This is a genomic window from Alphaproteobacteria bacterium (assembly GCA_040905865.1).
Classification (GTDB): domain Bacteria; phylum Pseudomonadota; class Alphaproteobacteria; order UBA8366.
Window position 1 is genome coordinate 122,163 of the sequence record JBBDQU010000074.1, and the last position, 22,646, is coordinate 144,808.

General features: G+C 61.8%; 17 protein-coding genes. 8 read left to right on the forward strand and 9 right to left on the reverse strand.

The genetic code is table 11. The annotated features are described in order from the left end of the window. Nucleotides 1-79: 79 nt before the first annotated feature. From WD767_17190 to WD767_17200, 3 genes are all read right to left on the reverse strand, one after another. Nucleotides 80-1,684: a GMC family oxidoreductase N-terminal domain-containing protein gene (locus WD767_17190; GenBank protein MEX2617827.1), complete on the reverse strand. Its 1,605-nt coding sequence runs from the start codon at nucleotides 1,682-1,684 to the stop codon at nucleotides 80-82. Nucleotides 1,685-1,758: 74 nt separating this feature from the next. Then, nucleotides 1,759-3,927 carry a molybdopterin cofactor-binding domain-containing protein gene (locus WD767_17195; protein MEX2617828.1) on the reverse strand — a complete coding sequence of 723 codons (2,169 nt, stop codon included), beginning with the start codon at nucleotides 3,925-3,927 and terminating at the stop codon, nucleotides 1,759-1,761. Between the two features lie 3 nt (nucleotides 3,928-3,930). Then, nucleotides 3,931-4,383: a (2Fe-2S)-binding protein gene (locus WD767_17200; GenBank protein ID MEX2617829.1), complete on the reverse strand. Its 453-nt coding sequence runs from the start codon at nucleotides 4,381-4,383 to the stop codon at nucleotides 3,931-3,933. 172 nt (nucleotides 4,384-4,555) lie between these two features. Here WD767_17200 and WD767_17205 point away from each other — a divergent pair, with 172 nt between their 5' ends. Further along, nucleotides 4,556-5,947, forward strand: a complete 1,392-nt coding sequence (locus tag WD767_17205) for an MmgE/PrpD family protein (protein ID MEX2617830.1) — start codon at nucleotides 4,556-4,558, stop codon at nucleotides 5,945-5,947. 4 nt (nucleotides 5,948-5,951) lie between these two features. On the opposite strand, the gene WD767_17210 is transcribed toward WD767_17205, so the two are convergent. The 6 genes from WD767_17210 to WD767_17235 all read right to left on the reverse strand — a co-directional run bounded on the left by WD767_17210 (nucleotide 5,952) and on the right by WD767_17235 (nucleotide 13,441). Then, nucleotides 5,952-7,145 carry an MFS transporter gene (locus WD767_17210; GenBank protein MEX2617831.1) on the reverse strand — a complete coding sequence of 398 codons (1,194 nt, stop codon included), beginning with the start codon at nucleotides 7,143-7,145 and terminating at the stop codon, nucleotides 5,952-5,954. Between the two features lie 76 nt (nucleotides 7,146-7,221). Further along, entirely contained in the window at nucleotides 7,222-8,100 is an 879-nt protein-coding gene (locus WD767_17215; GenBank protein ID MEX2617832.1) for a transglutaminase family protein, read from the reverse strand. Nucleotides 8,101-8,163: 63 nt separating this feature from the next. Beyond that, complete coding sequence (locus tag WD767_17220; protein MEX2617833.1) at nucleotides 8,164-9,120, reverse strand: alpha-E domain-containing protein; 957 nt, start codon at nucleotides 9,118-9,120, stop codon at nucleotides 8,164-8,166. After that, nucleotides 9,113-10,558: a circularly permuted type 2 ATP-grasp protein gene (locus WD767_17225; protein ID MEX2617834.1), complete on the reverse strand. Its 1,446-nt coding sequence runs from the start codon at nucleotides 10,556-10,558 to the stop codon at nucleotides 9,113-9,115. Before WD767_17225 ends, WD767_17220 begins: the two co-directional genes overlap by 8 nt. Before the next feature lie 204 nt (nucleotides 10,559-10,762). Continuing rightward, nucleotides 10,763-11,755, reverse strand: coding sequence for an NADPH:quinone oxidoreductase family protein (locus WD767_17230; GenBank protein ID MEX2617835.1), 993 nt, complete (start codon nucleotides 11,753-11,755; stop codon nucleotides 10,763-10,765). Between the two features lie 9 nt (nucleotides 11,756-11,764). Further along, complete coding sequence (locus WD767_17235; GenBank protein ID MEX2617836.1) at nucleotides 11,765-13,441, reverse strand: class I adenylate-forming enzyme family protein; 1,677 nt, start codon at nucleotides 13,439-13,441, stop codon at nucleotides 11,765-11,767. A gap of 178 nt (nucleotides 13,442-13,619) precedes the next feature. Between WD767_17235 and WD767_17240 the strand changes: the two genes are divergently transcribed. The 7 genes from WD767_17240 (at nucleotide 13,620) to WD767_17270 (ending at nucleotide 22,645) form a co-directional block, all read left to right on the forward strand. Then, complete coding sequence (locus WD767_17240) at nucleotides 13,620-14,864, forward strand: MFS transporter (GenBank protein ID MEX2617837.1); 1,245 nt, start codon at nucleotides 13,620-13,622, stop codon at nucleotides 14,862-14,864. A 430-nt stretch (nucleotides 14,865-15,294) separates the two neighbouring features. After that, nucleotides 15,295-16,584: a PLP-dependent transferase gene (locus WD767_17245; GenBank protein MEX2617838.1), complete on the forward strand. Its 1,290-nt coding sequence runs from the start codon at nucleotides 15,295-15,297 to the stop codon at nucleotides 16,582-16,584. Between the two features lie 76 nt (nucleotides 16,585-16,660). Then, nucleotides 16,661-17,878 carry an MFS transporter gene (locus WD767_17250; protein ID MEX2617839.1) on the forward strand — a complete coding sequence of 406 codons (1,218 nt, stop codon included), beginning with the start codon at nucleotides 16,661-16,663 and terminating at the stop codon, nucleotides 17,876-17,878. 198 nt (nucleotides 17,879-18,076) lie between these two features. Continuing rightward, nucleotides 18,077-19,054, forward strand: a complete 978-nt coding sequence (locus tag WD767_17255) for a tripartite tricarboxylate transporter substrate binding protein (protein MEX2617840.1) — start codon at nucleotides 18,077-18,079, stop codon at nucleotides 19,052-19,054. A gap of 176 nt (nucleotides 19,055-19,230) precedes the next feature. After that, nucleotides 19,231-19,671, forward strand: a complete 441-nt coding sequence (locus WD767_17260) for a tripartite tricarboxylate transporter TctB family protein (GenBank protein ID MEX2617841.1) — start codon at nucleotides 19,231-19,233, stop codon at nucleotides 19,669-19,671. A gap of 21 nt (nucleotides 19,672-19,692) precedes the next feature. Beyond that, entirely contained in the window at nucleotides 19,693-21,180 is a 1,488-nt protein-coding gene (locus WD767_17265; protein MEX2617842.1) for a tripartite tricarboxylate transporter permease, read from the forward strand. 268 nt (nucleotides 21,181-21,448) lie between these two features. After that, complete coding sequence (locus tag WD767_17270; GenBank protein ID MEX2617843.1) at nucleotides 21,449-22,645, forward strand: LbtU family siderophore porin; 1,197 nt, start codon at nucleotides 21,449-21,451, stop codon at nucleotides 22,643-22,645. Nucleotide 22,646 lies beyond the last annotated feature (1 nt).

A 22,646-nucleotide genomic window follows, 5' to 3' on the forward strand; every position in this document is an offset into this window, starting at 1 on the left:
ACGGACATAAATCTGCTCCCTGCCGGTCGCGTGATTCGGCCCGGCAGCCTTCGGAACGAACGGCGCCGGCGGCCGCTCCTTAACCTGCGCGGTTGTCGTCGATAATCATGGCGGAAGCCTTCTCACCGATCATTATTGTCGGCGCATTGGTGTTGCCCGTCGTCACCGTCGGCATGACCGATGCGTCGACGACACGCAGGCCCGCGATCCCGCGCACCCGCAGCCGAGAATCCACCACCGCCATCGGATCCTCACCCATCTTGCAGGTGCCGACCGGGTGATAGATCGTGTTGCCGTTCCTGTGGGTGTAATCCTTTACGGTATCGAAGGAATCCACCTCGGGTCCCGGCGCAAGCTCACCTTTGCTGATCTCGGCAATGGCCGGCGCAGACAGGATTTTTCGGGTCTGGCGGATACCCGACTGGATGACCAGGACATCGCTGTCGGCTGACAGGTAATTGGGGCGGATCGCCGGTCGCTCCATGGGGTCGCCGCTTTTCGCCAGGATCGTCCCGCGGCTGTCCGGGCGTACCGGACAGACGGCGACGGTGATGCCGGGTTCCTTGTCAAATGTCTTGATTTCGGCGGCGCTGTAGCTCGCCGGGGTGAACAGCAATTGCAGGTCAGGGCTGCTTAGGCCCTCCCGACTGCGGCAGAACACCATGGCGCTGGTCACGCCAAAGGTCAGCGCTCCGTTGGCGAACAGCGCATATTTCACCGCCTCCCCCATCACCCGCAGCCCGCGCGAGAGCTGGTTGATCGACATCAGATCGTGCCGGACCCGGTGCGAAATCCGCGTCACGAAATGGTCGGACAGGTTCCTGCCGACGCCGGGCAGGTCATGCCGGACCGCAACGCCGATGGATTGCAGGTGGTCCGCCGGGCCGATGCCCGAAATCTGCAGCAGGTGCGGCGAATTGATCGCACCGCCCGACACCACAACCTCGCGTGTCACCCGCACTTCCTCTTCCGGGCCGTTGCCGCGACGGAATTTAACGCCGACGCATTTCCTGCCGTCGAACAACAGCCCCGTCGCCATTGCCCCGGTCACGACGTCCAGGTTCGGCCGGGACCGCGCTTCCTTGAGGAAGGTCTGCGCCGTGGAGGCGCGGAAGCGTACATCCCGGGTCATCTGCGAATAGCCGACGCCTTCCTGCTGCCTGCCGTTATAGTCGGGTGTGAACGGATAGCCGGCCTGCTTTGCCGCTTCGACGAAGTAATGGGTCAGCGGCAGGATGGTGCGGTAATCCTCGACCTTCAGCACCCCGCCCTTGCCGCGAATGTCCGGATCGCCGCCATTGCGGTAGTCCTCGGATTTTTTGAAATAGGGCAGCACATCGTCATAGGACCAGCCGCGGCACCCCATCTGCGACCAGCCGTCATAATCGGCGGGATTGCCGCGCACATACAGCATGCCGTTGATGGAACTGGAGCCGCCCAGCGTCTTCCCGCGCGGCCAGGCGATGTTACGGCCGCCGGTGGAGGCATCGGCCTCGGTCTCGTAGTTCCAGTTCAGCACCGGATGCTGCAGCAGGGTGCGGATGCCCGCCGGGATATGGATCATCGGGTGACGGTCCGGCGGCCCGGCTTCCAGCAGCACGACCTTCGCGCCGTCGGCGCTCAACCGGTTCGCCAGAACGCAACCGGCCGAGCCGGCCCCCACAACCACATAATCCGCCTGCATCGCGACTTCCCCCGCTGATCAATTCGGGGAAGCTTAGCGCGTCATCTCCAATCTGTCCCGCCCCGGAACGGAAATCACGCCTTCAGCGCCGCCAGCACACGTTCCGGGGTAAACGGCATGTGATACAGGCGCTTGCCGGTCAGCGCATGAAACGCATTGGCCACGGCCCCGCCGACGAACGGATTGCCGATCTCTCCCAGCCCGGTGGGCCTGGTATCCCTTTCCAGGAAATCCACATGGATTTCTTCGGGCGCCTCGGACATGCGCAACACTTCGTAATCGTGGAAATTCGACTGTTCCACCGCGCCGTCCCGGATCGTCGCCCGTTCCTTCAGCACACTGGACAGGCCGTAGATCACGCCGCTTTCGACATTGGCCCGCGCCATGTCCGGCTGCACCACGATGCCGCCATCGACCGCGACCCAGACCTTGTGCACCCGGATTTTACCGGAATGGCGGTCGAGCGATATCTCCACCACGCCCGCCCCCAACGATCCGGACCGTTCCGATACCGACAGGCCCAGCGCGCGCCCTTCCGGGCGTTTCTCGCCCCAGCGCGACATCGCCTCAACCCGGTCGAAGACGTCTTTCGCCCTCGGTGTCAGCGCCAGGCGCTCGCGGCGGAACGCCAGCGGGTCCTGTCCTTCCGCCGCCGCCATTTCGTCGACCATGCTTTCGATGGCGAACATATTGAACGGATGCGCCACCGCCCGCCAGTGCTTCAACCGGATACCATGCGAGGCGCCGCGCAGTTCAAGGTCGAGATTGGGGATGCCGTAATAGCGCTCGATCTTTATGCCGGAGGTGATCAGCCCGCCGCCATCGCCGATGACGCATTGCCGCCATGCCGAGACCCTGCCGTCGGTGTCGAGCGCCGTTTCGACACATTGCAGCGTCTGTGGGCGGAACATGCCGTAGGCGATATCCTCCTCGCGTGTCCAGATCATCTTCACCGGCTTACCGGTGGCGCGGGACACCAGCGCCGCCTCAATGGTGTAGTCTGGCGCCGAGCGCCGCCCGAAGGCGCCCCCCATATACTGCTGGTGGTGGATGACCTGGTCGAAACCGAGCCCCAGCGCCGATGCGATGGCTGCCCGCGACGAACCCGGCGCCTGAGTCCCTTCCCAGATTTCCACCGTGTTCGCCGCCGCGTCGTAGCGGGCGACGGCATTCAGCGGCTCCATCTGCGCGTGGTAGCCGTAATCGCTGCGGTATTCCGCGCGGAACACCTTTGCCGCTCCCGCAAAAGCCGCAGGGGCATCGCCGGTACGGTTGACCGGCGATCCCTGCGCCGGGTCCTTGGCCATATCGGCATAGGTCTCGAACAGCGCGGTTTCGGAATCGTAGCCACGCGCGGCCGAGTCATCGCCCCACTCGACATTGAGGGCATCACGGGCGGCGATCACATGCTCGAATGTATCCGCAACGACCGCGACGCCGCGATCCAGCTTCACGATATCCGACACCCCGTTCATCGCGCGGATTTCCGCTTCGTTCCAGCGCAACGGCGTCGCCAGTTGAACCGGCGAATGGACCGTACTGGCATAGACCATGCCCGGCACCTGCACATCGATGGAATACTGCGCGGTACCGTCCACCTTGGCCGGGATATCCGCGCGGGGTACCGGATGCCCGATGAGTCGGAAAGCGGTTTTCGGTTTCAGGTCGTCCATTGTAACCGCCGGCATGCGTGCCGGGATACTGGCCAGGGACGCGATCTCGCCATAGCCGAGCAGCCGCCCCGAAGCCGCATGAACGACCGTATTCGGTTCGGTTGTCAGTGAACCGGCATCGACTCCCCAATGTGTTGCCGCCGCGTTCAGCAGCACCTTGCGCACCTGCGCCCCCGCCAGGCGCATCTGGTCGAAATACATCATGACGGCGCGGCTGCCATAAATTCCCATACTCTTGCGGCCCGTGCCATAGCCGTAGATCCGGGGGTCGGCCGGCGCCATTTCGAGTGTCACGGTCGACCAGTCGACGTCCATTTCCTCGGCCAGCGCGACAGGTACGCCCGTCATCGAACCCTGCCCCATTTCCGCCGCCGGGGTCACGATGGTGATGCGGCCGTCGGCGGCGATTCGCACCCAGGCACCAATGGCCTGCCCGGCTGTACTGCCTTGCGCTTCCGGCAGCAGCACGAAGCCGTTCGCGCCCATCACGACGGCAAAGGAGAAACCCGCCGTACCGCCCAGGAATCCGCGCCGCGAAATGCCGGCATGCTTGCGTTCGATCGTATCCATGGCCTAACCCTCCCGCGCCGCGCGCTGGATGGCGGCGATAATCCGCGTATAGGTGCCGCAACGGCATATATTGCCGTTCATATGCGTGACGATTTCGTCCCGTGTGGGGTTGCCGTTGGCGGCCAGCAACTCGGCCGCCTTCATGATCTGGCCCGACTGGCAATAGCCGCATTGCGGCACCTGCTCGGCGACCCATGCCTTCTGTAGCGGGTGTTCCGACCGGGGCGAGAGACCCTCGATTGTGGTTACCGACGCCCCTTCGACATCGGACAGCACTGTCAGGCACGACCGAACCGCCCGGCCGTCCACATGCACCGTGCAGGCCCCGCAAAGGCCGGCGCCGCAGCCGAACTTCGTACCCGTCAATTTAAGGTGTTCCCGCACTGCCCAGAGCAGCGGAGTTTCGGGTTCGGCGTCTACCGACACCCGTACACCGTTCACGCTGAATGCTGTCATGGTTTCCGAATCCTCCTTGCCCGTCGTCAGGATTATAGGTTTTGCAGGGAATTATAGTGTTCCGCACCGGTATGATTCTCAACCTTCATGTAACCGCCCGCCGCTCACGATATTGCGAGATACGCAGTGTCTGTTTACGCTTGCGCCAAACAGCCATACCGGGGGGACAAACATGGCATCGATGAGCAGAACGCTGGCCGCGTGGGTTGCCGGACTAACCTATGACGACCTTTCGGCAGATGTCGTCGACCGCGCCCGGGGCGTCACCCTGCAGGCGCTGACCTCGGCGCTGGTCGGCGAACAGTTCCCGGATTCACGGGATGCGCTCGCGATGATGCGCGAAGAAGAGGAAGGCGGCGGCGGGGCCTGTACGACGCTTGGCAGCGGGGTGAAGCTGACCCGGGCCGGGGCGGCGCTGGTCAATGCGGAAACCATCTTTGCCGGCGGCAAGTGGGACACATTCCGCATGCTGACCCATCCGGGCTGCGCGATCATCCCCGCGGCGCTGGTCGCGGCCGAAATCGCCGATGCCACCGGCAAGGACTTCATCACCGGCGTGGCGGCGGGATACGAGGTGATGGAACGCATGGCGGCCGACTTCATTCCGACCATCATGTCGCGCGGGTTCCATTCCGGTCCGGTCTTCGGCATCTTCGGCGCGGCGGTCGCACTGGCGAAAATCACCGGCCTGAATGCGGACCAGACCCATGCCGCCATCGCGCAATGCGTGAACCTGGCCAGCGGCAATCTGGAAGGCGCGCGCAGCGGCGGCAAGGCGCTGCGCGAAGGCGGCGCGGTCCGCAATGCGATGCTTGCCGTCGCGATGGCGCGGCACGGCGCCGCCGGCGGGGAAACGGCGCTGGAGGGCAAGGCCGGATTCTACCATGCCTATATCGGCAATAACCGCGGCGACTTGCGTTACAGCTTCACCGCCGACAACCGCGCCGACATGGACAGGATCACCGCCAATCTGGGCAAGGACTGGATGTTTCTGGAGACCCTGTACCGCATCTATTCGACCGCCGGATACAATATCGCCCATGTCGACGTGACCGCCGCGCTCTGCGCCGAGCACGGCATCAAGTACGACGACGTGGAACGCATCCACACCGTGGTGAACTGGCTCGAAACCGAATATCCCAGCCCGGCCTTCCCGTCGCGCAGCGGGCTGCCGGCCATCGACAACCCCCACTACTACGCCGCCTATGCGGTGGTGACCGGCGGGTTTCCGCTGGACAAGTTCGTGCAGCGCAAGACCGGCGAGGCGGATCCTGCAGCGGTGCTGGAACTCATGCAGCGGGTGACGATCACACCGTCGCATCGCCACCCGCTGTTTGCGCCGTCGGTGACGATTCACCTGAAGGACGGCCGCAGCGTGACCAAAGATGGGACAGGGCGCGAGTTCATCTTCGATTTCGAGGGCTTGGTCGCCCGCATCGGCGGCATCGCGCCCAGCCTGCCGATCCCGGCAACGCAATACGAGGCGCTGACGCAGGCCTGCCGAACGCTGGAAACGCTGGACCGGGCCGACAGCCTGATTCCCCTGACGCTCATTTCGAAATAGGGCGTCAGACGGCGACCGGTGTTCCTCCGCGCCGCCGGAACGCCAGCCAGAGGGCCGCCAGGAAAGAAATGAACAGCAGCGGCATCGCGCCGATATTGACCCACTCCCAACCGAAATAATGCATCAGCCAGCCGGAGGATAGTGAACCGCCGGCCACGACCGTGAAGATGATGAAATTGTTCGCCGCCTGGGTCTTGGCCCGCTCCGACGGGGTATAGACCTCCGTCAGCAGGTTGGTGCCGGCGGTAAAGGCGTAATTCCAGCCCAGCCCCAGCAGCGCCATGGCGAGCCAGAAATCGAACACTTCGGTACCGGACAGAGCGACAACGACACTGCCCGTCTGGATCGCAATGCCGATACAGATCATCGTCACCGCGCCGAACCTGTTGATCAGCGATCCTGTGAAGAATCCCGGCGCGTACATGAAGAAAATATGCCATTCGATGACCAGCGCCGTATCCGCGAATATATGCTCCGCGTGCAACATCGCCAGCGGTGTCGATGTCATCAGCAGGTTCATCACCGCCTGCGCCACCACGGCGCACAGCGTTGCGACGATAAACACCGGCTGGCGCATGATCTCCCGGATCGGGCGGCCCGGCGCCTTCGCCTCCTCCGGCGACAGTTTGGGGATGTCGACCGCCATGACGACAATTCCGCTCAGCACCGTGACACCGACCATGAACATATAGGAGGCAAAAAACTCGATGCCGTCGACCATGTACTGGCCGAGTTTGGCCATTTCAGGTCCGACAAAGGCCGCAACCAGCCCACCGGTCAGGACGAGCGATATGGCCTTGCTTTTGAACGCCGGCGCGGCGACGTCCGCCGCGGCGAAGCGATACAGATGGGCGAAGCCGGAAAAAAAGCCGAACAGCAGCGCCCCGGCGCAAAAGGTCAGGAAATCCTGGATATACAATCCGTACAGACAGGCCAGCCCGCCCAGCACGCCGATCAGCGACCCTGCCGCGAACCCCGGTCCGCGCCCGATCCGCCGCATCAGCATCGCCGCCGGAATGGTCGCAGCGGCCGTACCGACAATGGCCAGCGTGATCGGTACCGTGGAAAGCGCCTTGTTGTCGGCAATTTCATAAGCGATCAGGGGGCTGGTGGCGACCAGCAGCGAGCGGCCCGAATTGTACAGCATCTGGCAGGTTGCCAGAACGGCGACATTTCGCCAGTCGCGGTGTTGGCTCATGTTTTTCCGCCTCTTCCGCAGGCTGGTTACCGGAGCGAGCCGCACGGCGACTGCCGCACGACAGAAACGATACTCTTTACTGCCCCGCCGTGACGCGGACGTCCACTTCCATGTTCAGGAAATCGGTCTGGGTACCGTCAAACGTGCCCTGCACCGGGACAGCCTGGCCCGGTTCGCGGACGACAGCTACCGGGATAAGATTGGCCCCACCGATGATGCCGTTTGTGGGGTCAAATTCCTGCCAACCCGCACCGGGCAGATAGACCTGCATCCAGGCATGGGTCGCCCCCGCGCCGACCATGGCATTCCCTGCGCCATCCAGCGAAGGGTCGTACAGATAACCGCTGACGAAACGGGCGGCGAGCCCGACGGAACGCACCGCCTCCATCATGAACAGCGCGAAATCGCGACAGCTGCCGCTGCCGAGTTCAAGCGTTTGCGCCGGAGTCCGCGTGCCCGGATCGTCACGCGCTTCGTACTGGAAGGTATCCTTGATGCCTTCGGTGACGCCTATCAGAAACTCCTGGGTATCGGTCAGGCCGGTCGGCTTGAGGAACCTGCTGGTCCACTCGGTGATCCCGTGTTCCTGTTCGGGATACTGCCGTTCAATCGTGCGGCCCAGATCGGGAATTTCCGACGCCGGATAGCTGAACGGCAGGGTCTGCGCAAAGGGCTCGATCTTGAAATCGATATTGGCGGCCGGATAGCGCTCAATCACGATCACGCTTTTAAAGGACAGCATGTCGCTTGGCGAACCGGGGCGAACCACGGTCACGGAATTGCTGAATACATCGTGATACCACCTGACCTCGCCCGGTGGTGAAATGGTCAGGCTGGCATCGATCAGGCGCAGGTCATGGCTGTCCCGCGGACGGAACATAAGCCGGTGATCGCCGAACGCGACCCGGCGCGCGTAATGATATGTTGTCCTGTGATCGACGGTCAGCCTCTGCATCAGGATTTTTCCTGGGCATACGGTGGGTAGCGAGAACTCTTTAACAGCGGAATGTTAAAGATATTACCCGAAATATGCATCGTCGATCGCGCTGGTGAGAATGCCCACCTTCAACTGCAACATGTCCAGATAGTCATGCAGGCCAGCGGCGTCCATTCCCGCTACGGTACCGCTATCGAGAAGCGCCCGGGCGTCGGCAAGGGCGGCGCGAATTTCCACATTCCGCCGCAAGCGATGGGTCTTCGATAAATCGCCGACCAGCGACTCCACCATGCCCAGTGAAAATGCAACCGACCGCGAAAACCGGTTGTCGAACAGCAGGAACGAAACGACATCTTCCGCCGTCATCCCCGCCGGATGAACCTGCCGGAAGGCGTGGAATCCGGCGAGCGACCGCAGCAGGGTATTGACCTCAATCAGATCGAGCTGCCGCGCCGCATCGGCTTCGCCATCCCCGACATCGGCGCGGATCAGCATATGGCGGCGCATATCGACCAGCCGGGTCGTCTGGTCCGCGCGCTCCAGATACTTGCCTATATGGTAGAACGTCCAGCCCTGGTTGCGGAAAAAGGTGCCTTCCGTAATTCCGGTGTGCGTCTGGCAGCCTTCCTTGATTTCGCGGCACAACTCCGAAAGGTTTCGCAGGTCGGCGGCCTTGACGTTGCGGATCCGGCTGTAGAACGTATTGATCTGGCGCCACATTTCCGTACTGATCAGGTGGCGCAGCGACCGGGCGTTTTCCCGGGCAAAATGCAGGCATGAAACGATCGAGTTCGGATTCCTGCGGTCGGTGATGTAAAAGGCAATGACGGCGCTCTCGTTCGCCTCCTCATGCCGCTCGAGATACGCCTCCTCATCGTGATGCAGCCGCAGGATGCGGCTCCAGTCGTTGTCGCCGGCGCGCCCGCGATTATAGGTTTCGTTGACGTCCAGGATACGCGCAAGGTTTTCGATCCGCTCCATATACCGGGCGAGCCAGAAAATGTTTTCCGCAAACCGTGTGAGAAGACTGCTATCCAAGGACCCAGGTATCCTTCGTTCCGCCGCCCTGTGACGAGTTAACGACCAGCGAGCCGCGTTTCATCGCAACCCGCGTCAATCCGCCGGGCAATACCCAGGTGGAGTCGCCGGTCACCGCGAACGGGCGCAGGTCAACATGGCGCGGCTCCACCGCGTTCCGGATCAGCGTCGGCGTGACGGACAGATTGATCATGGGCTGGCTGATATAGTTATCCGGCTTCTTCCGCAAAACGGCGCGCAGTTCGCGAAGCTCCTTTTTGGTGGCGCGCGGTCCGATAACAACGCCATATCCGCCGGATTCGCCAACCGGCTTGGTCACCAGTTCCTCCAGACGGTCGAGCGTGTAGGCGAGACCTTCGTCTTCCCGGCAGATATTCGTCTGCACGTTCTGAAGAATCGGATCTTCGTCCAGGTAATAGCGGATGATGCGCGGCATATAGGCGTAGATGGCCTTGTCGTCGGCAACCCCGGTTCCCACCGCATTGGCGATATTGACATTGCCCTTGCGGTAAGCGCGCATCAGGCCCGGTACGCCCAGAACGCTTTCCGGGTTGAAGACCTCCGGGTCAAGAAAGGCATCGTCAATCCGCCGGTAAATGACATGTACGGGAACAAGTCCGCCGGTCGTCTTCATGAAGACGCGGTCCTTTTCAACCACAAGGTCCTGCCCTTCGACCAGCGGCACGCCCATTTCCCGCGCCAGAAATACATGCTCGAAATACGCTGAATTAAACGTACCCGGCGACAACAGGACAATACACGGGTCATTCGGTGCATGTATCGGCGCGACCGCCGCCAGGGCGCCGGCCAGCTGGCTGCCATAGCCGTCCACCGGACGCAGATCGATGCCGTCGGTAAGATCGGCGAAGGCGCGCAGCATAAGGTGGCGGTTCTCGATGACATAGGAAACGCCCGACGGCGTCCGGGCGTTATCTTCCAGCACACGGAATTCGCCCGTTTCGTCGCGCACGATATCGGTACCGCAGATATGGACGTATACCCCGCCGGGAACGTCCAGCCCGACCATTTCCTTGCGATAATTCGCATTGCCGAGGACAAGATCCGCCGGCACGACCTTGTCATTCAGGATTTTTCGGTCGTTATAGATATCGCGCAGGAAAAGGTTCAAAGCCGCAACGCGCTGCTGTACGCCGGTCTCAATGATTTTCCAGTCTTTTGGCGAAATGACCCTGGGGATGACGTCGAAGGGTAGTATCCGGTCAATCACGTCCCGGTCGGAATAGACCGTAAATGTTATTCCCAGATCGTACAGTTCCTCGATCGCATCGCGGGACCTCCGCCGCAGCGACGGGATATTCAATTGCGAAAGGCGCTCACGCACCAGAGCGGTATGTTCCGGAGGCTTTCCGTCGCGACCGAAAAGTTCGCAGAAAAACCCACCCGCATCGTAATTGGCTAATGCGTTGTCCTGACTCATGACATCTTTGCGCGGTCTCGCCGCTTGCGGTTCATCATATTCACCATTGTATCCGGTTTGACACGGCACGACACCAGCAATCATTCAAAATCGGGTGCCTTCGGCCAGCCGGAGCAATATTGCTGTCGTCAATTAATTTCTGTCTGCTTGGAGGCCTGTTAATTGAATGGGTTCGAATCTCACGCTACGCCGGCCGAGGCCCGATCAACGATTCGGCTGCAGTACAAGCCGCTTCCCTGCCGTCCTGTCGCGCATCCGCGTCAGGGCATCCCGATACCGGTCGAGCGGAAAGGTTTCCGACGCCGCCGGAATCAGATTTCCGGATTCGTAAAGGCTGAAAAGTTCGGCAAAACAAACCGCCATTTGGTCCGGATCCCGTTTGCGATAATCGCTGACCTGTAATCCGCTGACCTCAATATTTTTCAATAAAAGATAATTGGCCCGGATTTCGGGAATGCGCCCCGCGGCGAACCCGACCACAACCAGGCGACCCCGCCAGGCCAGGGCGCGGATTGCCGCATCGAAGATATCGCCACCCAGCGGATCGATGACGATATCGACGCCGTTGCCGTCATTGGCCGCATGGACCTGCGCGCGAAGATCATCGCGCAGGTTTTTTCGCGACAGGTCGATAGCCGCATCCGCACCGGCCCGCAGGACATCGTCCATCCGGTCCGGCGACGATGCGCCGGCCAGCACACGCGCGCCCCAGGCGTTCGCGAGTTGCAGCGCGGCGTTGCCGACGGCGCCAGTGGCGCCAAGGACCAGAACACTCTCCCCGGGCCGGATCCTCGCGCGGTCCCGCAGGGCAAACCAGGCGGTATCGAATGCCAGCGCCATTGACGCCGCATCCGTGAACGACAGGGTATCGGGCAAATGCAGACACTGGTCCTGGGGAACCGCCACCAGTTCCGCATAACCGCCATGTTCCGCCATGGTCTGGACCCGGTCGCCCGGTCGGAACGCCGTCACGGCGCTGCCGACTGCCTCGATGACGCCGCAAGGCAATTTGCCCGGCGCAAAGGGCCTGTCCGGGAGAAACTGGTATTTCCCTTCCATCACCAGCAGGTCGACAAAATTGACGGCGACGGCGTGGATGCGCACCAGTACCTCGTCTGGTCCGGGCGCCGGGTCGGGCAATGTCCCCAGCGGCACATCGCCGGCATCGCCAAATTCATGAATTACGACGGCGCGCATGGCCGGCTCCTATCCCTCGATCGGACGCCGCCAGCGTATCGGAGCGGGCGATAACGCGCCCGATGCAATCCGCTCCACCAGCGTCCGTTTCAATATCTTGCCGCTCGCGGTCAACGGGATGTCGTCGAGCAGCAGCCAGTATTCGGGCATGTCATATCGCGACAGGCCCGAAGCGTCCAGATGCCGCAGCAGGTCATCCGCCGTTACCGTCGCGTTGTCATACAGCATGACCGCAAGGCAGACTTTTTCACCCAACCGTCCGTCGGCCACGGGAACAGCGGCGGCGCGGCGCACCGCGGCATGACCCATCGCCAGGTTTTCCAGCTTGCCCGGATAGATGTTGCGCCCGCCACGGATGATCAGTTCCTTCTTGCGGCCGGTCACGCGGACATAACCGTTGTCGTCCATCCATCCCAGGTCCCCGGTCATGAACCATCCCGAGCTGTTGAAGCAGCATTCCGTCGCGGCCTGGTCATTGAAATAACCGACCATCAGGCTGGCGCCACGGCCGCCGATCTGACCGACTTCCCCCGGCGCCGCTTCGCGTTCCGGATCGTTCCGCCGCCAGATCTTCAGTTCATATCCGGGGGCCGCGCGCCCCGAACTACCCGTTACCAGCGCCGGATCGTCATCGGGTAGCGTGTAATTATGCGAGCCCGCCTCGGTCATGCCGTATCCGCTCTGCGGGCGGACACCGTATGCCAGTAACCGGTCGACGACATCGCCGGATGCCGCCGCGCCCGAAATCCGGAATCCTTTCAGATACGGCAGGCTCGGGTCTTTCCGGGCCCGCAATTCCGAAAGCAGATCGACCGCATGGGTCGGCACTCCGACCAGGAAACTGGCCCGGGTTTCCAGCAGGCGATCCAGCAGACTGGCCTGACGGGGCAGGTCATGCACCACAAGCTCGGCCCCCGTCAGCAGGGCGTTTACCAGCGCCCCCAGCCCGAGATTGTGGCTGAGCGGGCTCATCGTATAGAGGACCGAATCCGCGTCGAGCCCCCAGTCCGCGGTAAAAACACGGCAGTTCGCCAGTATCGTATTATCGCTGTGCATCACCCCCTTGGGCGCATCCGTCGTACCGGAAGTGAATGCGAGATAGACGACACCGTCCGGTTCGGAAACCCGTGCCGGATCCGCCACCCGGCCCGGCGCGGCATCCAGCATCCCGGCAAACGGCGCTGCCGGAGCCGGTTCATCAGCCAGCGGCGGCAGGATATAGGCATGGCACAGCGATTCAATGTCATCCGGCACCCAGGCCGCATGCGCGGACACCGAATCCACGCCGTAGCCTTCCTGATAAATCAATGCGCTCGCGCGCATCCGGCGCAACAGGTTTCCAACATCCGCGACAGTATGGTCCCGGTGCAGGGACGGACACAGTACATAACCGTTGCGCGAACAGGCCAGCAGGGCGATGGCGACTTCAACCCGACCCGGCAACCACACCGCCACGCGCTGCCCGTGACACACGCCGCGCCGGTGAAGATCGGCCGCCAGTTCATCCGCCACCGCAACGAGATTCCGGTAGGTCATGCGCCGGTACCGGTCGCGGAATGCGGGCGCATCCGGGGTCCGCGCAGCATGTGCGCACGCCAGGTCGTAAATTGTATCGCCCCGCCAGAAACCGGCGTCATAGAATTCTCGCACCCGTTCCGGGTCGAGCAATGTCAGGATGGTGTTCATCAATCTTTCACAAACGTCGGGCATTCATGTACCGGTAACCGACTATCGCGGGCCGCGGGCCGAAGCTCAACCGTTTTGACCGGAAAGAGCACCTTCACAGGTTTATATGGAACCTGTTGCGGTTCCAATTAAACCTGATGTGCTCTAAGTCTGGGTCGGTACTGAAGAGGTCAGTGTAATGAATCTTGCCCCCATTGCCGCGCTGTTGCTCAGCGTTTTTATCCTTCTTGTCGGAAACGGGCTCCAGGGTACTGTTCTACCAATCCGGGCCGATATTGATGGATTCTCCGCGTTCGAAATTGGCGGCATCGGCGCTGCGTATTATCTCGGCTTCACGGTCGGATGTATCGCGGGACCTTACGCGATCAAGCGGGTCGGCCATATTCGCGCCTTTGCGGCGCTCGCCGCCATCGCCGCCGCCTCGACGATGCTGCACGCCCTCATCGTTTCACCTGTCCCCTGGTATGTCTTCCGGTGCCTGACCGGCGTTTGTTTCGCCGGCCTGTACATGATTATCGAAAGCTGGCTGAACGAACACAGCAGCAACGAAAACCGGGGCCTCGTGCTGTCAATTTACCAGGTCGTGAACCTGACGGCGATCACCGGCGGTCAGTTCCTGCTGAATGCCGCCAAACCCGCAGGGTTCGAACTCTTTGCAATTGTTACCGTGCTGATCGCCATAGGGCTGGTTCCCGTCGCGCTGACCACCGCGACCGCTCCGCGGCCGATCCAGCAGACCCGACTGCGGATTCGCTGGCTGTACAGCATTTCGCCTGTCGCCGTTCTGGGATGTATCGCGGTCGGCATGGCGAATGGCGCATTCTGGGGGCTCGCCCCCGTTTACGCGCGGCTGAACGGCCTTCCGGTTTCGGAAATCGCCTTTTTCATGGCCGTAACCATCATCGGCGGCGCGATATTGCAGTTTCCGCTGGGGCGACTGTCGGATCACTATGACCGGCGTTACGTCCTGATTGCCGCCTGCCTGCTGTGCGCCCTGGCCGGGCTGGGGCTGGCGACGCTCAGTGGTTATTCGCACATCCTGATGCTCGCCCTGGCGTTTCTGTTCGGTGGCTTCGCCTTCCCCATCTATGCGCTGAGCATCGCCCACGCCAACGACCTGGTCGAACCGGGCGACCGGGTCGATGTCAGTAGCGGGTTGCTGCTGATTTTCGGCCTCGGCGCCGTGGTCGGACCGGTCATCGCATCGGCGATCATGGAAACGACCTCTTATCATGCGCTGTTCTATTTCACCGCGGCGGTTCACATTCTGACGGCAGGATTTGCCTATTACCGGACGACCCGCAGCGATGCCCCGATAGCGGAGGAACGCGACAATTTCGTCCTGGTGAACGTTTCCTCGCCGGCCGTTTTCGCCATCGATCCACGGACGCCGGAACCGCCGCCCGCGGATACGGATACGTAAATCAAAAAAGTGCGCCCGGAGGGAGCGCCATTAACGCCGGCGCTCCCTCCGTTCAAATTCAGGACGAACATGCGTCGCGGATTGCCGTCGTCGAATTCCTCTGCCGCCTCGTCGATATAGTTCATGGTGAAGGCGGAGATAAAGTCGCGCCGGCATCCCGGAGCCAACCGCGTCGGCATTGCCGGCAAAATGACCACCATTTGGATTCTGCACCAGCGGGACCGTGGTACAGCTTGCACGATAAGGTTTCTCCCCTCATTTCAATCAGATAACGGGTAACCGGCAATTCCCAGCGGCCCGGCTACCCGACAGACCGGGGAAACTGTACTTCCGGTATGGTTTTCGGGACAGGCAAGATGCCATGACAGCGTATTGCCATTACCGGTCCCAGGACGGATAGTGTTCGAAAGCGAAAGGCACGGGGGAAATCATGACCGATAGCAAGCATCCGGAAACAATCGTGCTGCATGCGGGGTACCGCAGCGACCCGGCAACAGGCGCCGTTGCTGTGCCAATCTATCAGACGACCTCGTTCCAGTTTCAGGATACAGGACATGCAAGTCGCCTGTTTGCCCTGCAGGAACTGGGCAACATCTACACACGAATCATGAACCCAACACAGGACGCGCTGGAACAACGCATCGTCGCGCTGGAAGGCGGCGTCGCCGCCCTTGCGGTTGCGTCGGGCCAGGCGGCCTCGGCCCTGGCGGTGCAAAACCTGGCCTGGGCCGGTGACAATATCGTCAGCTCCACCGACCTGTATGGCGGGACCTGGAACCTGTTCGCCAATACGCTGAAACAGCAGGGTATCGAAGTACGCTTCGTCGATCCTGCCGATCCGGAAAATTTCCGCCGCGCGACCGATGACCGGACCCGCGCCTATTACGCGGAAACCCTGCCGAACCCAAAGCTGAAGGTGTTCCCGATCAGGGAAGTCGCCGATATCGGCCGGCCGCTGGGCATTCCGCTGATCATGGACAACACCGCCGCGCCGGTCATCTGCCGGCCTTTCGACCATGGCGCCGCGATCAACGTTTATTCGCTGACCAAATACATCGGCGGACACGGCACCTCCATCGGCGGCATCATCGTCGACAGCGGCGCCTTCGACTGGGAAGCGGTGCCGGAACGTCAGCCGGCGCTGAACACGCCGGATAACAGCTATCACGGTGCGGTCTGGACCGAGGCGGTCAAGCCGCTGGGCCCGATTGCCTATATCATCCGGGCGCGCGTCGCCCTGCTGCGCGATCTAGGCCCCGCCATCAGCCCGCAGAATGCCTTCCACTTCATTCAGGGACTGGAAACCCTGCCGCTTCGCATGCGCGAACACTGCCGCAATGCAGTGGCGGTCGCGGAATATCTCGGCAAGCATGCCAGGGTCACGAAAGTCATCCATCCGGGCAACCAGACCGGTGAAGACAGACGGCGCGCCGATACCTACCTCAAAGGCGGGCTGGGCGGGCTGGTCGGTTTCGAACTGGCCGGCGGCAAGGAAGCCGGGCAGGCCTTCATCGAGGCGTTGAAGATGTTCTATCATGTCGCCAATATCGGCGACGCGCGAAGCCTCGCAATCCATCCCGCATCGACGACGCATTCCCAGCTTACAGCCGATGAACAGATCGCCACCGGCGTTACCGATGGCTATGTCCGCCTGTCGATCGGTATCGAGCATATCGATGACATCCTGGCCGATCTGGATCAGGCGCTCGCGACTGTCTGACCCGGACCGGACGGACAAGATGCAAATCGGCACAGCTTCCGCTGTTCAGCCGCGTCATATTTGACGCGGTTGTAGCATGCTTGCCGCGTTCAGGGTCCGCAGTTACCGGTTTCAGTGGCCCGCCGACCTGGCAGCCTCCTGGGCGTTTGAAATGGAGACGCTGATCCTCGGCTGGTTCATCCTGGTCGAAACGGGATCAGTGAAGCTGCTCGCGGTCATGGCCGCACTGGCCTATCTGGGTACTCTTATCGCGCCGCTGTTCGGCGTGATCGGCGACCGCTACGGGCACAAGAACGTCTACTGCGCTGTACGCGCTTCCTATGCGGTGCTCGCCGGTACGATGATGGCCTTCGGCCTTTCCGGTAACCTCACCCCCACGGTGGTCTTCGTCATCGTCACGCTGATGGGGATCATCCGGCCCTCCGATATCTCGCTGCGCAACGTGCTGATCGGCAACACCATCCCGCCAGCCAATTTTGGCGGTGCGCTGGGCCTGTCGCGCGCGACGCAGGATTCGGCACGGATCATCGGCGCACTGGTTGGCGCCGGACTGTTTACCGCGCTGGGCATCGGTTACACCTATGTCGTCATTACCGGCTTTTATGCTGCCAGCCTGTGCTTCACCTTCGGCATCTCGCGGCAGCTCGAGCCCGGCGCCGAGCCGGTCGCTCCGGTGGCGCAGGGGACGCCCGTATCGCCATGGCGGGACCTGAAAGACGGGCTTGCCTATGTCTGGCGCACGCCAGGCGTGCTGGCGATCATGTGGCTCGCCTTTTTCATCAATTTCACCGCCGTGCCGCTGACCTCCAACATGCTGCCCTATGTGGCCAAGGAACTGTTCCACCTGGACGCAACAGGGCTGGGACTCCTGGTCGCGTGCTACGCGGGCGGCGCGCTGACCGGATCGCTGTTGATGTCGTGGATCGGCCCGCTGCGCCGACCGGGCCGGTTCTGCGTGCAGAGCGCCATCGTCTGGTACGGAGTGCTGCTCCTGTTCGGCCAGACCGACGGTTCCATCGCCGGAAGCGTGATGCTGTACGCCGTCGGCATGGGTCACAGCATCTTCATGATTTCTCTCGCCGTGACCCTCCTCAACGGGCTCGATTCCCGTTTCCGTGGCCGCGCGATGGGCGTGCGGACGCTGGCGGTATACGGGCTGCCCCTGGGACTGACGCTGGCGGGGTGGCTGATCGACGCATACGGCTATCACGCAACCCTGGCGCTGTATTGCGGCAGCGGCGTGACCGTTACCATACTGACCGCCATCAAGTTCCGTCACGTGCTGTGGCGCTAGGAATCCGCCGCGCCGGCTCCCTTGTCATGGTTGTTTCATGTCGTGAGGATGTGTCCATAAGCAGTGTATCACCCCGGGATTGACATCGATGAGCGTTTAGGGCGTCATTCGATCCTGTTATCCGGGAAGGCATGGAGGCCAAGCCTGCCGGGTTCCGCTTGTGCCGAACAGCACTTTCCATTCAACCGGGAGAGACGAATGACGAACAAATCAATACGCCCGCTTGGTAAACTTGCCCTGGCCGCAGTTGCCCTGTCGGTTGTTACGCTTGCGCCGGCGCAAGCCGCCTGGCCGGAAAAACCGATCACCATCATCGTCCCCTTCGGGGCCGGTGGCGTGACCGACATCACCGCCCGCACCTTCCAAAAAGCCGCAGCCGACAACAACCTGTTGCCGCAGCCGATGGCCGTCCTGAACATCACCGGCGGGACCGGCGGCTCGGTCGGTTCAAACCGCGCGAAGTCATCGGCTCCGGATGGGCACACCTTCCTGCTGCTCCACCTTGCGCTGATGTCGGCGGAAGCGTCCGGCCAATCCCAGGTCAGTTACCGCGACTTCGAGGCGGTTGCCGGCACGACAAATTCCTGCATGGCGTCCATCGTCCCGCAGGAAGCGAAGTGGCAGACTTTCAAGGAACTGATGGACGAGGCGAAGGCAAAGCCGAACACCATTCCCTTCGCGACCAATCTCGGCTCCGTGTTCCACATGACGACGCTGATCATGGAAAATTCCGACCCGGGCGCAAAGTTCCGCCTCGTGCAGGTTGGCGGCGAGGCGAATGCGATCTCGTCGCTGAAAGGCGGGCACACGGCAGCCGGGTTGCTGAGCGTGGGGTCCTACCTGCGCTACAAAGAAGAAGGCTTCCGGCTTCTCGCCGTACTGGCCCCGGAACGCCAGCCGGGCGTCATGGACCATCCGACGGCGAAGGAACAAGGCTACGACGCGTCGCTCTGCATCGAGCATTGGTGGTTCGCGCCCAAGGGAACGCCAAAGGAAGCCATGGACGGCATGGCGGCGATGCTGAAGAAGGCAATGGAAACGGATTACATCAAGAAGGCGCTTTTTGAGGACCGCGGCATGGCCCTGACCTATGACACCGGGCCGGGCTTCGCCAAGAAACTTGATGCAACCTATGAATGGATCGCACCGCTGGCGAAAAGCGTGGCGAAGAAGTAAATCCACCCAGGGCGACGGGCGCGGCTGGCATATGCCGCGCCCGTTTCGGCTTGTAATGTTTCTTAAGGTACAATCTTGCACCGATGGTCCGGCGCCCAATCGCGCGGCAGGACCGGGGGACGAACCGGACCGGCGTTCGCCGACTACTGGAATTACCTTCACAGCGATCAGGAACCATGCGCGACCGTATCCTTGGCTTACTGCTTTTATTTGTCTGCGGTGCTGTCTACTGGGCCACCGGAGACCTGCCCCCACCAAGCTACGAACCGCTTGGCCCGGCGGCCTTTCCGCGCATTCTGGCCATCGCGATCGCCGTACTGGCGGTACCGCTGATCATCAAGCCCGAGCGCTACAACCGTAATCTGGAGGACGACGGGGTCACACCGACGCCCTGGATGGCAGTCTGGCTGGTGCTGGCGGCAGTCGCCTTTGCCGCAGCGCTGCATACCCGAATCGTACCGTTCTATATTATCGCTACGGTGTTCCTCGTGGTCTCCATGGCGATCCTGACGCGGTTCGACAGGCGCGGCTGGCTGCCGACACTCTTAGCCAGCCCGTTCATTGGGTTCGGACTCCATTATATTTTCACCAACGTCTTCATCATCGACCTGCCGTAAACGGCGGACGGGACAACGATCATGGATATTCTTTCCGCCATCGGCGCACTGTTCGGATTGACTCCCCTGTTCTTTATCGCCCTGGGTACGCTCCTCGGCATCGTCGTGGGCGCGATTCCCGGGCTGACCGGAACGATGCTCATCGCCTTGAGCCTGCCGCTGACCTTCAGCATGACGCCGGCCAACGCGCTGGCACTGCTGGTCGCCATGTATGTGGGCGCGATATCCGGCGGACTGATCTCCGCCACCTTGCTGCGCATGCCGGGCACTCCGGCCTCGGTCATGACAACGCTGGACGGCTATCCCATGGCGCGCAGCGGTCAGCCGGCGCGCGCGCTCGGCTTTGGCATCAGCGCGTCGTTCTTTGGCGGCTGCGTCTCGTGGCTGTTCCTCGTCGGGCTGTCGCGCCCCCTCGCCGACCTCGCCACGAAATTCGGCCCGTTCGAAATCTTTGCTCTGGTCATGATGGCCATCGTCCTCATCGCTTCGGTCAGCGAAGGCTCCCTGCTGAAGGGGTTGATTTCCGGCTTCCTGGGCATGCTGGTCGCTATTCCGGGCGTCGACCCGGCCGGGGGATCGATGCGCCTTACCTTCGGATTCCAGGAATTGACCGGTGGATTGGGGCTGCTACCGGTGCTTATCGGCGTGTTCGCCGTGGGGCAGATCATTTCGGATGTCTGTGAAGTCGACCGCAAGGGCGAACTGATCAGGGTCCGCGGCAAGGGCATATTTCTCGGCGTAAGGGACTGGACCCGCAACATGGGTAACCTGATCCGTTCCAGCCTGATCGGCACCTGGATCGGCATCCTGCCGGGAGTCGGCGCCAACATCGCCTCGATCATCGCCTATACCACCACCAAGAACCTGTCGAAGACGCCGGAACGGTTCGGCAAGGGGGCGGAAGAAGGCATCATCGCCTCCGAGGCCGCCAATAACGCCAGCGTCAACGGCGCGCTGATCCCCCTGATCGCGATGGGTATTCCGGGCAGCGTCATCGACGCCATCCTGCTCGGCGCCATGACGATCCATGCGGTGACGCCCGGCGCCCTGCTCTTCGTCAACAGCCCGGACCTCGTCGTCGCCATCATGGGTTCCGCCTTTATCGCCAACGTCTTGATGTTCTTCATGATGGTGTTCGGCGCCATCTACTTCGCGAGGCTGACCCTTGTGCCGCGGTCGCGAATCCTGCCCGTCATTCTGCTGTTCTGCCTGCTGGGATCCTATGCGACATCGAATTCGATCTTTGACGTCTGGGTAATGCTGGCGTTCGGCGTTATTGGTTTCGCCATGGAGCGCTGCAAAGTGCCGCTCGGCCCGTTCGTCATCGGACTCGTCCTCGCGCCGATCGCCGAGTCGGGGCTGCGTTCCGGCCTGATGATCACCGCCGGCGATATCGTGCCGCTGTTCACACGACCCATTTCGGGCGTGTTCATGGCAATTTGCGTCGGTATGGTGATCTGGCAGGGCTACGGCGAATTCAAGCGCCGAGGGAAGTACGCAGCGGACTGACCACCGGCGGGACGATCATCGCGCCTGATGCGCCATAGTGGCCGTTCGCGCGGCCCGCCGCGTGTAATTACGTCGACTGAACAGCCCACCAAATTCCGAATTGACACCGAGGATAGTCACAACATAATGTTATGTTATAATATTATGTTTATTCGGCACGACGACGGCAAAGCAGGCGTTGCGGCATGGGAAGCGACGCCCGGCGCCGGGAGCCGGCAACACCAGAATATCCCGCGACCGCCCCAACAGTAAAAAAGGAAACAATAAAATGAAGCTATCGATACTCAGCTCTACCGTCGCCATGGCGATTGTTACGGCTGCGACTCACCCGGCAATTGCGGCGGACGGCGTACCCGGCAACGCACAGCTTCTGCAGCTTATCCAGCAGCAGCAGAAAGCTATTGAGGAGCTGAAATCAGCGCTGTCAACGGCGCAGAAAACGTCGGAAGAGGCAGCGATGAAGGCCGACGAAGCTGTCACGGTAAAGGATGCCGAAAGCGAGGAGGCGTGGTGGAAGCGCGTGAAGATTGGCGGCGTGATCGAAGCCGAAGCGACGAGTACGAGCAGCTTCGGCAATAACGATTCGAGCGACCTGACTCTGGCCAAGGTCGAATTATATTTCGACGCAAACCCGGTCAAATACGTTAACACCCATGTCCAGCTTCTGTTCGAGGACGGCAGCAACAACATCACGCTCGACGAAGCCTTCGTCACCCTGGGCGATACCGGGGAATTCCCCGCCTACCTGCAGGTCGGACAATTCGCCGTGCCTTTCGGTAACTTCGATACTGACATGAGCACCGACCCGGTCACCAAGGACATGGCGGAAACCAAGGAAGCGGCGGCGTTGGTCGGTGCGGAATGGGGCGGGTTCTCGCTAGGCGGCTATGTCTATAACGGTGACAGCCAGCGTTCCGGTAACGGCGACCATATCAACCAGGGCGGCCTCTTTGCCGGTTACACCGGCGAAACAGGAAGCGTCAAATACGATTTCGGGGCCGAATATATTTCCAATCTGGCCGATTCCGACGGACTTACCGATACGTTGGGCGCGACAGCGACGACACTGAATAACTACATTCCCGGCGCATCGGTGCACGGCAGCCTGGGCTTCGGACCGGCCACCCTGCGCGGCGCATATATCGCGGCGCTTGAAGACTTCGACGCCGCGGAAATTCCGTTCGCCGCCAACGGCGCGCGGCCCGGTGCATGGCATATCGAAAGCGCCTATACGATTACACTGCTCGGCAAGGAGACGACCTTCGCCGCGACCGCACAGGGGACGGAAGAAGCGCTGGCGCTCGGACTGCCCGAATACCGGTACGGTGGCGCGATCACGGTCGGCATTGTCGAGCATGTCGCCGTAACCGCCGAGTACCTGCATGACGAGGACTACGAAATCAGCAATGGCGGAACCGGCGAGGACGCCCACACCGCGACACTGAAACTCGCCGTGGATTTTTAGA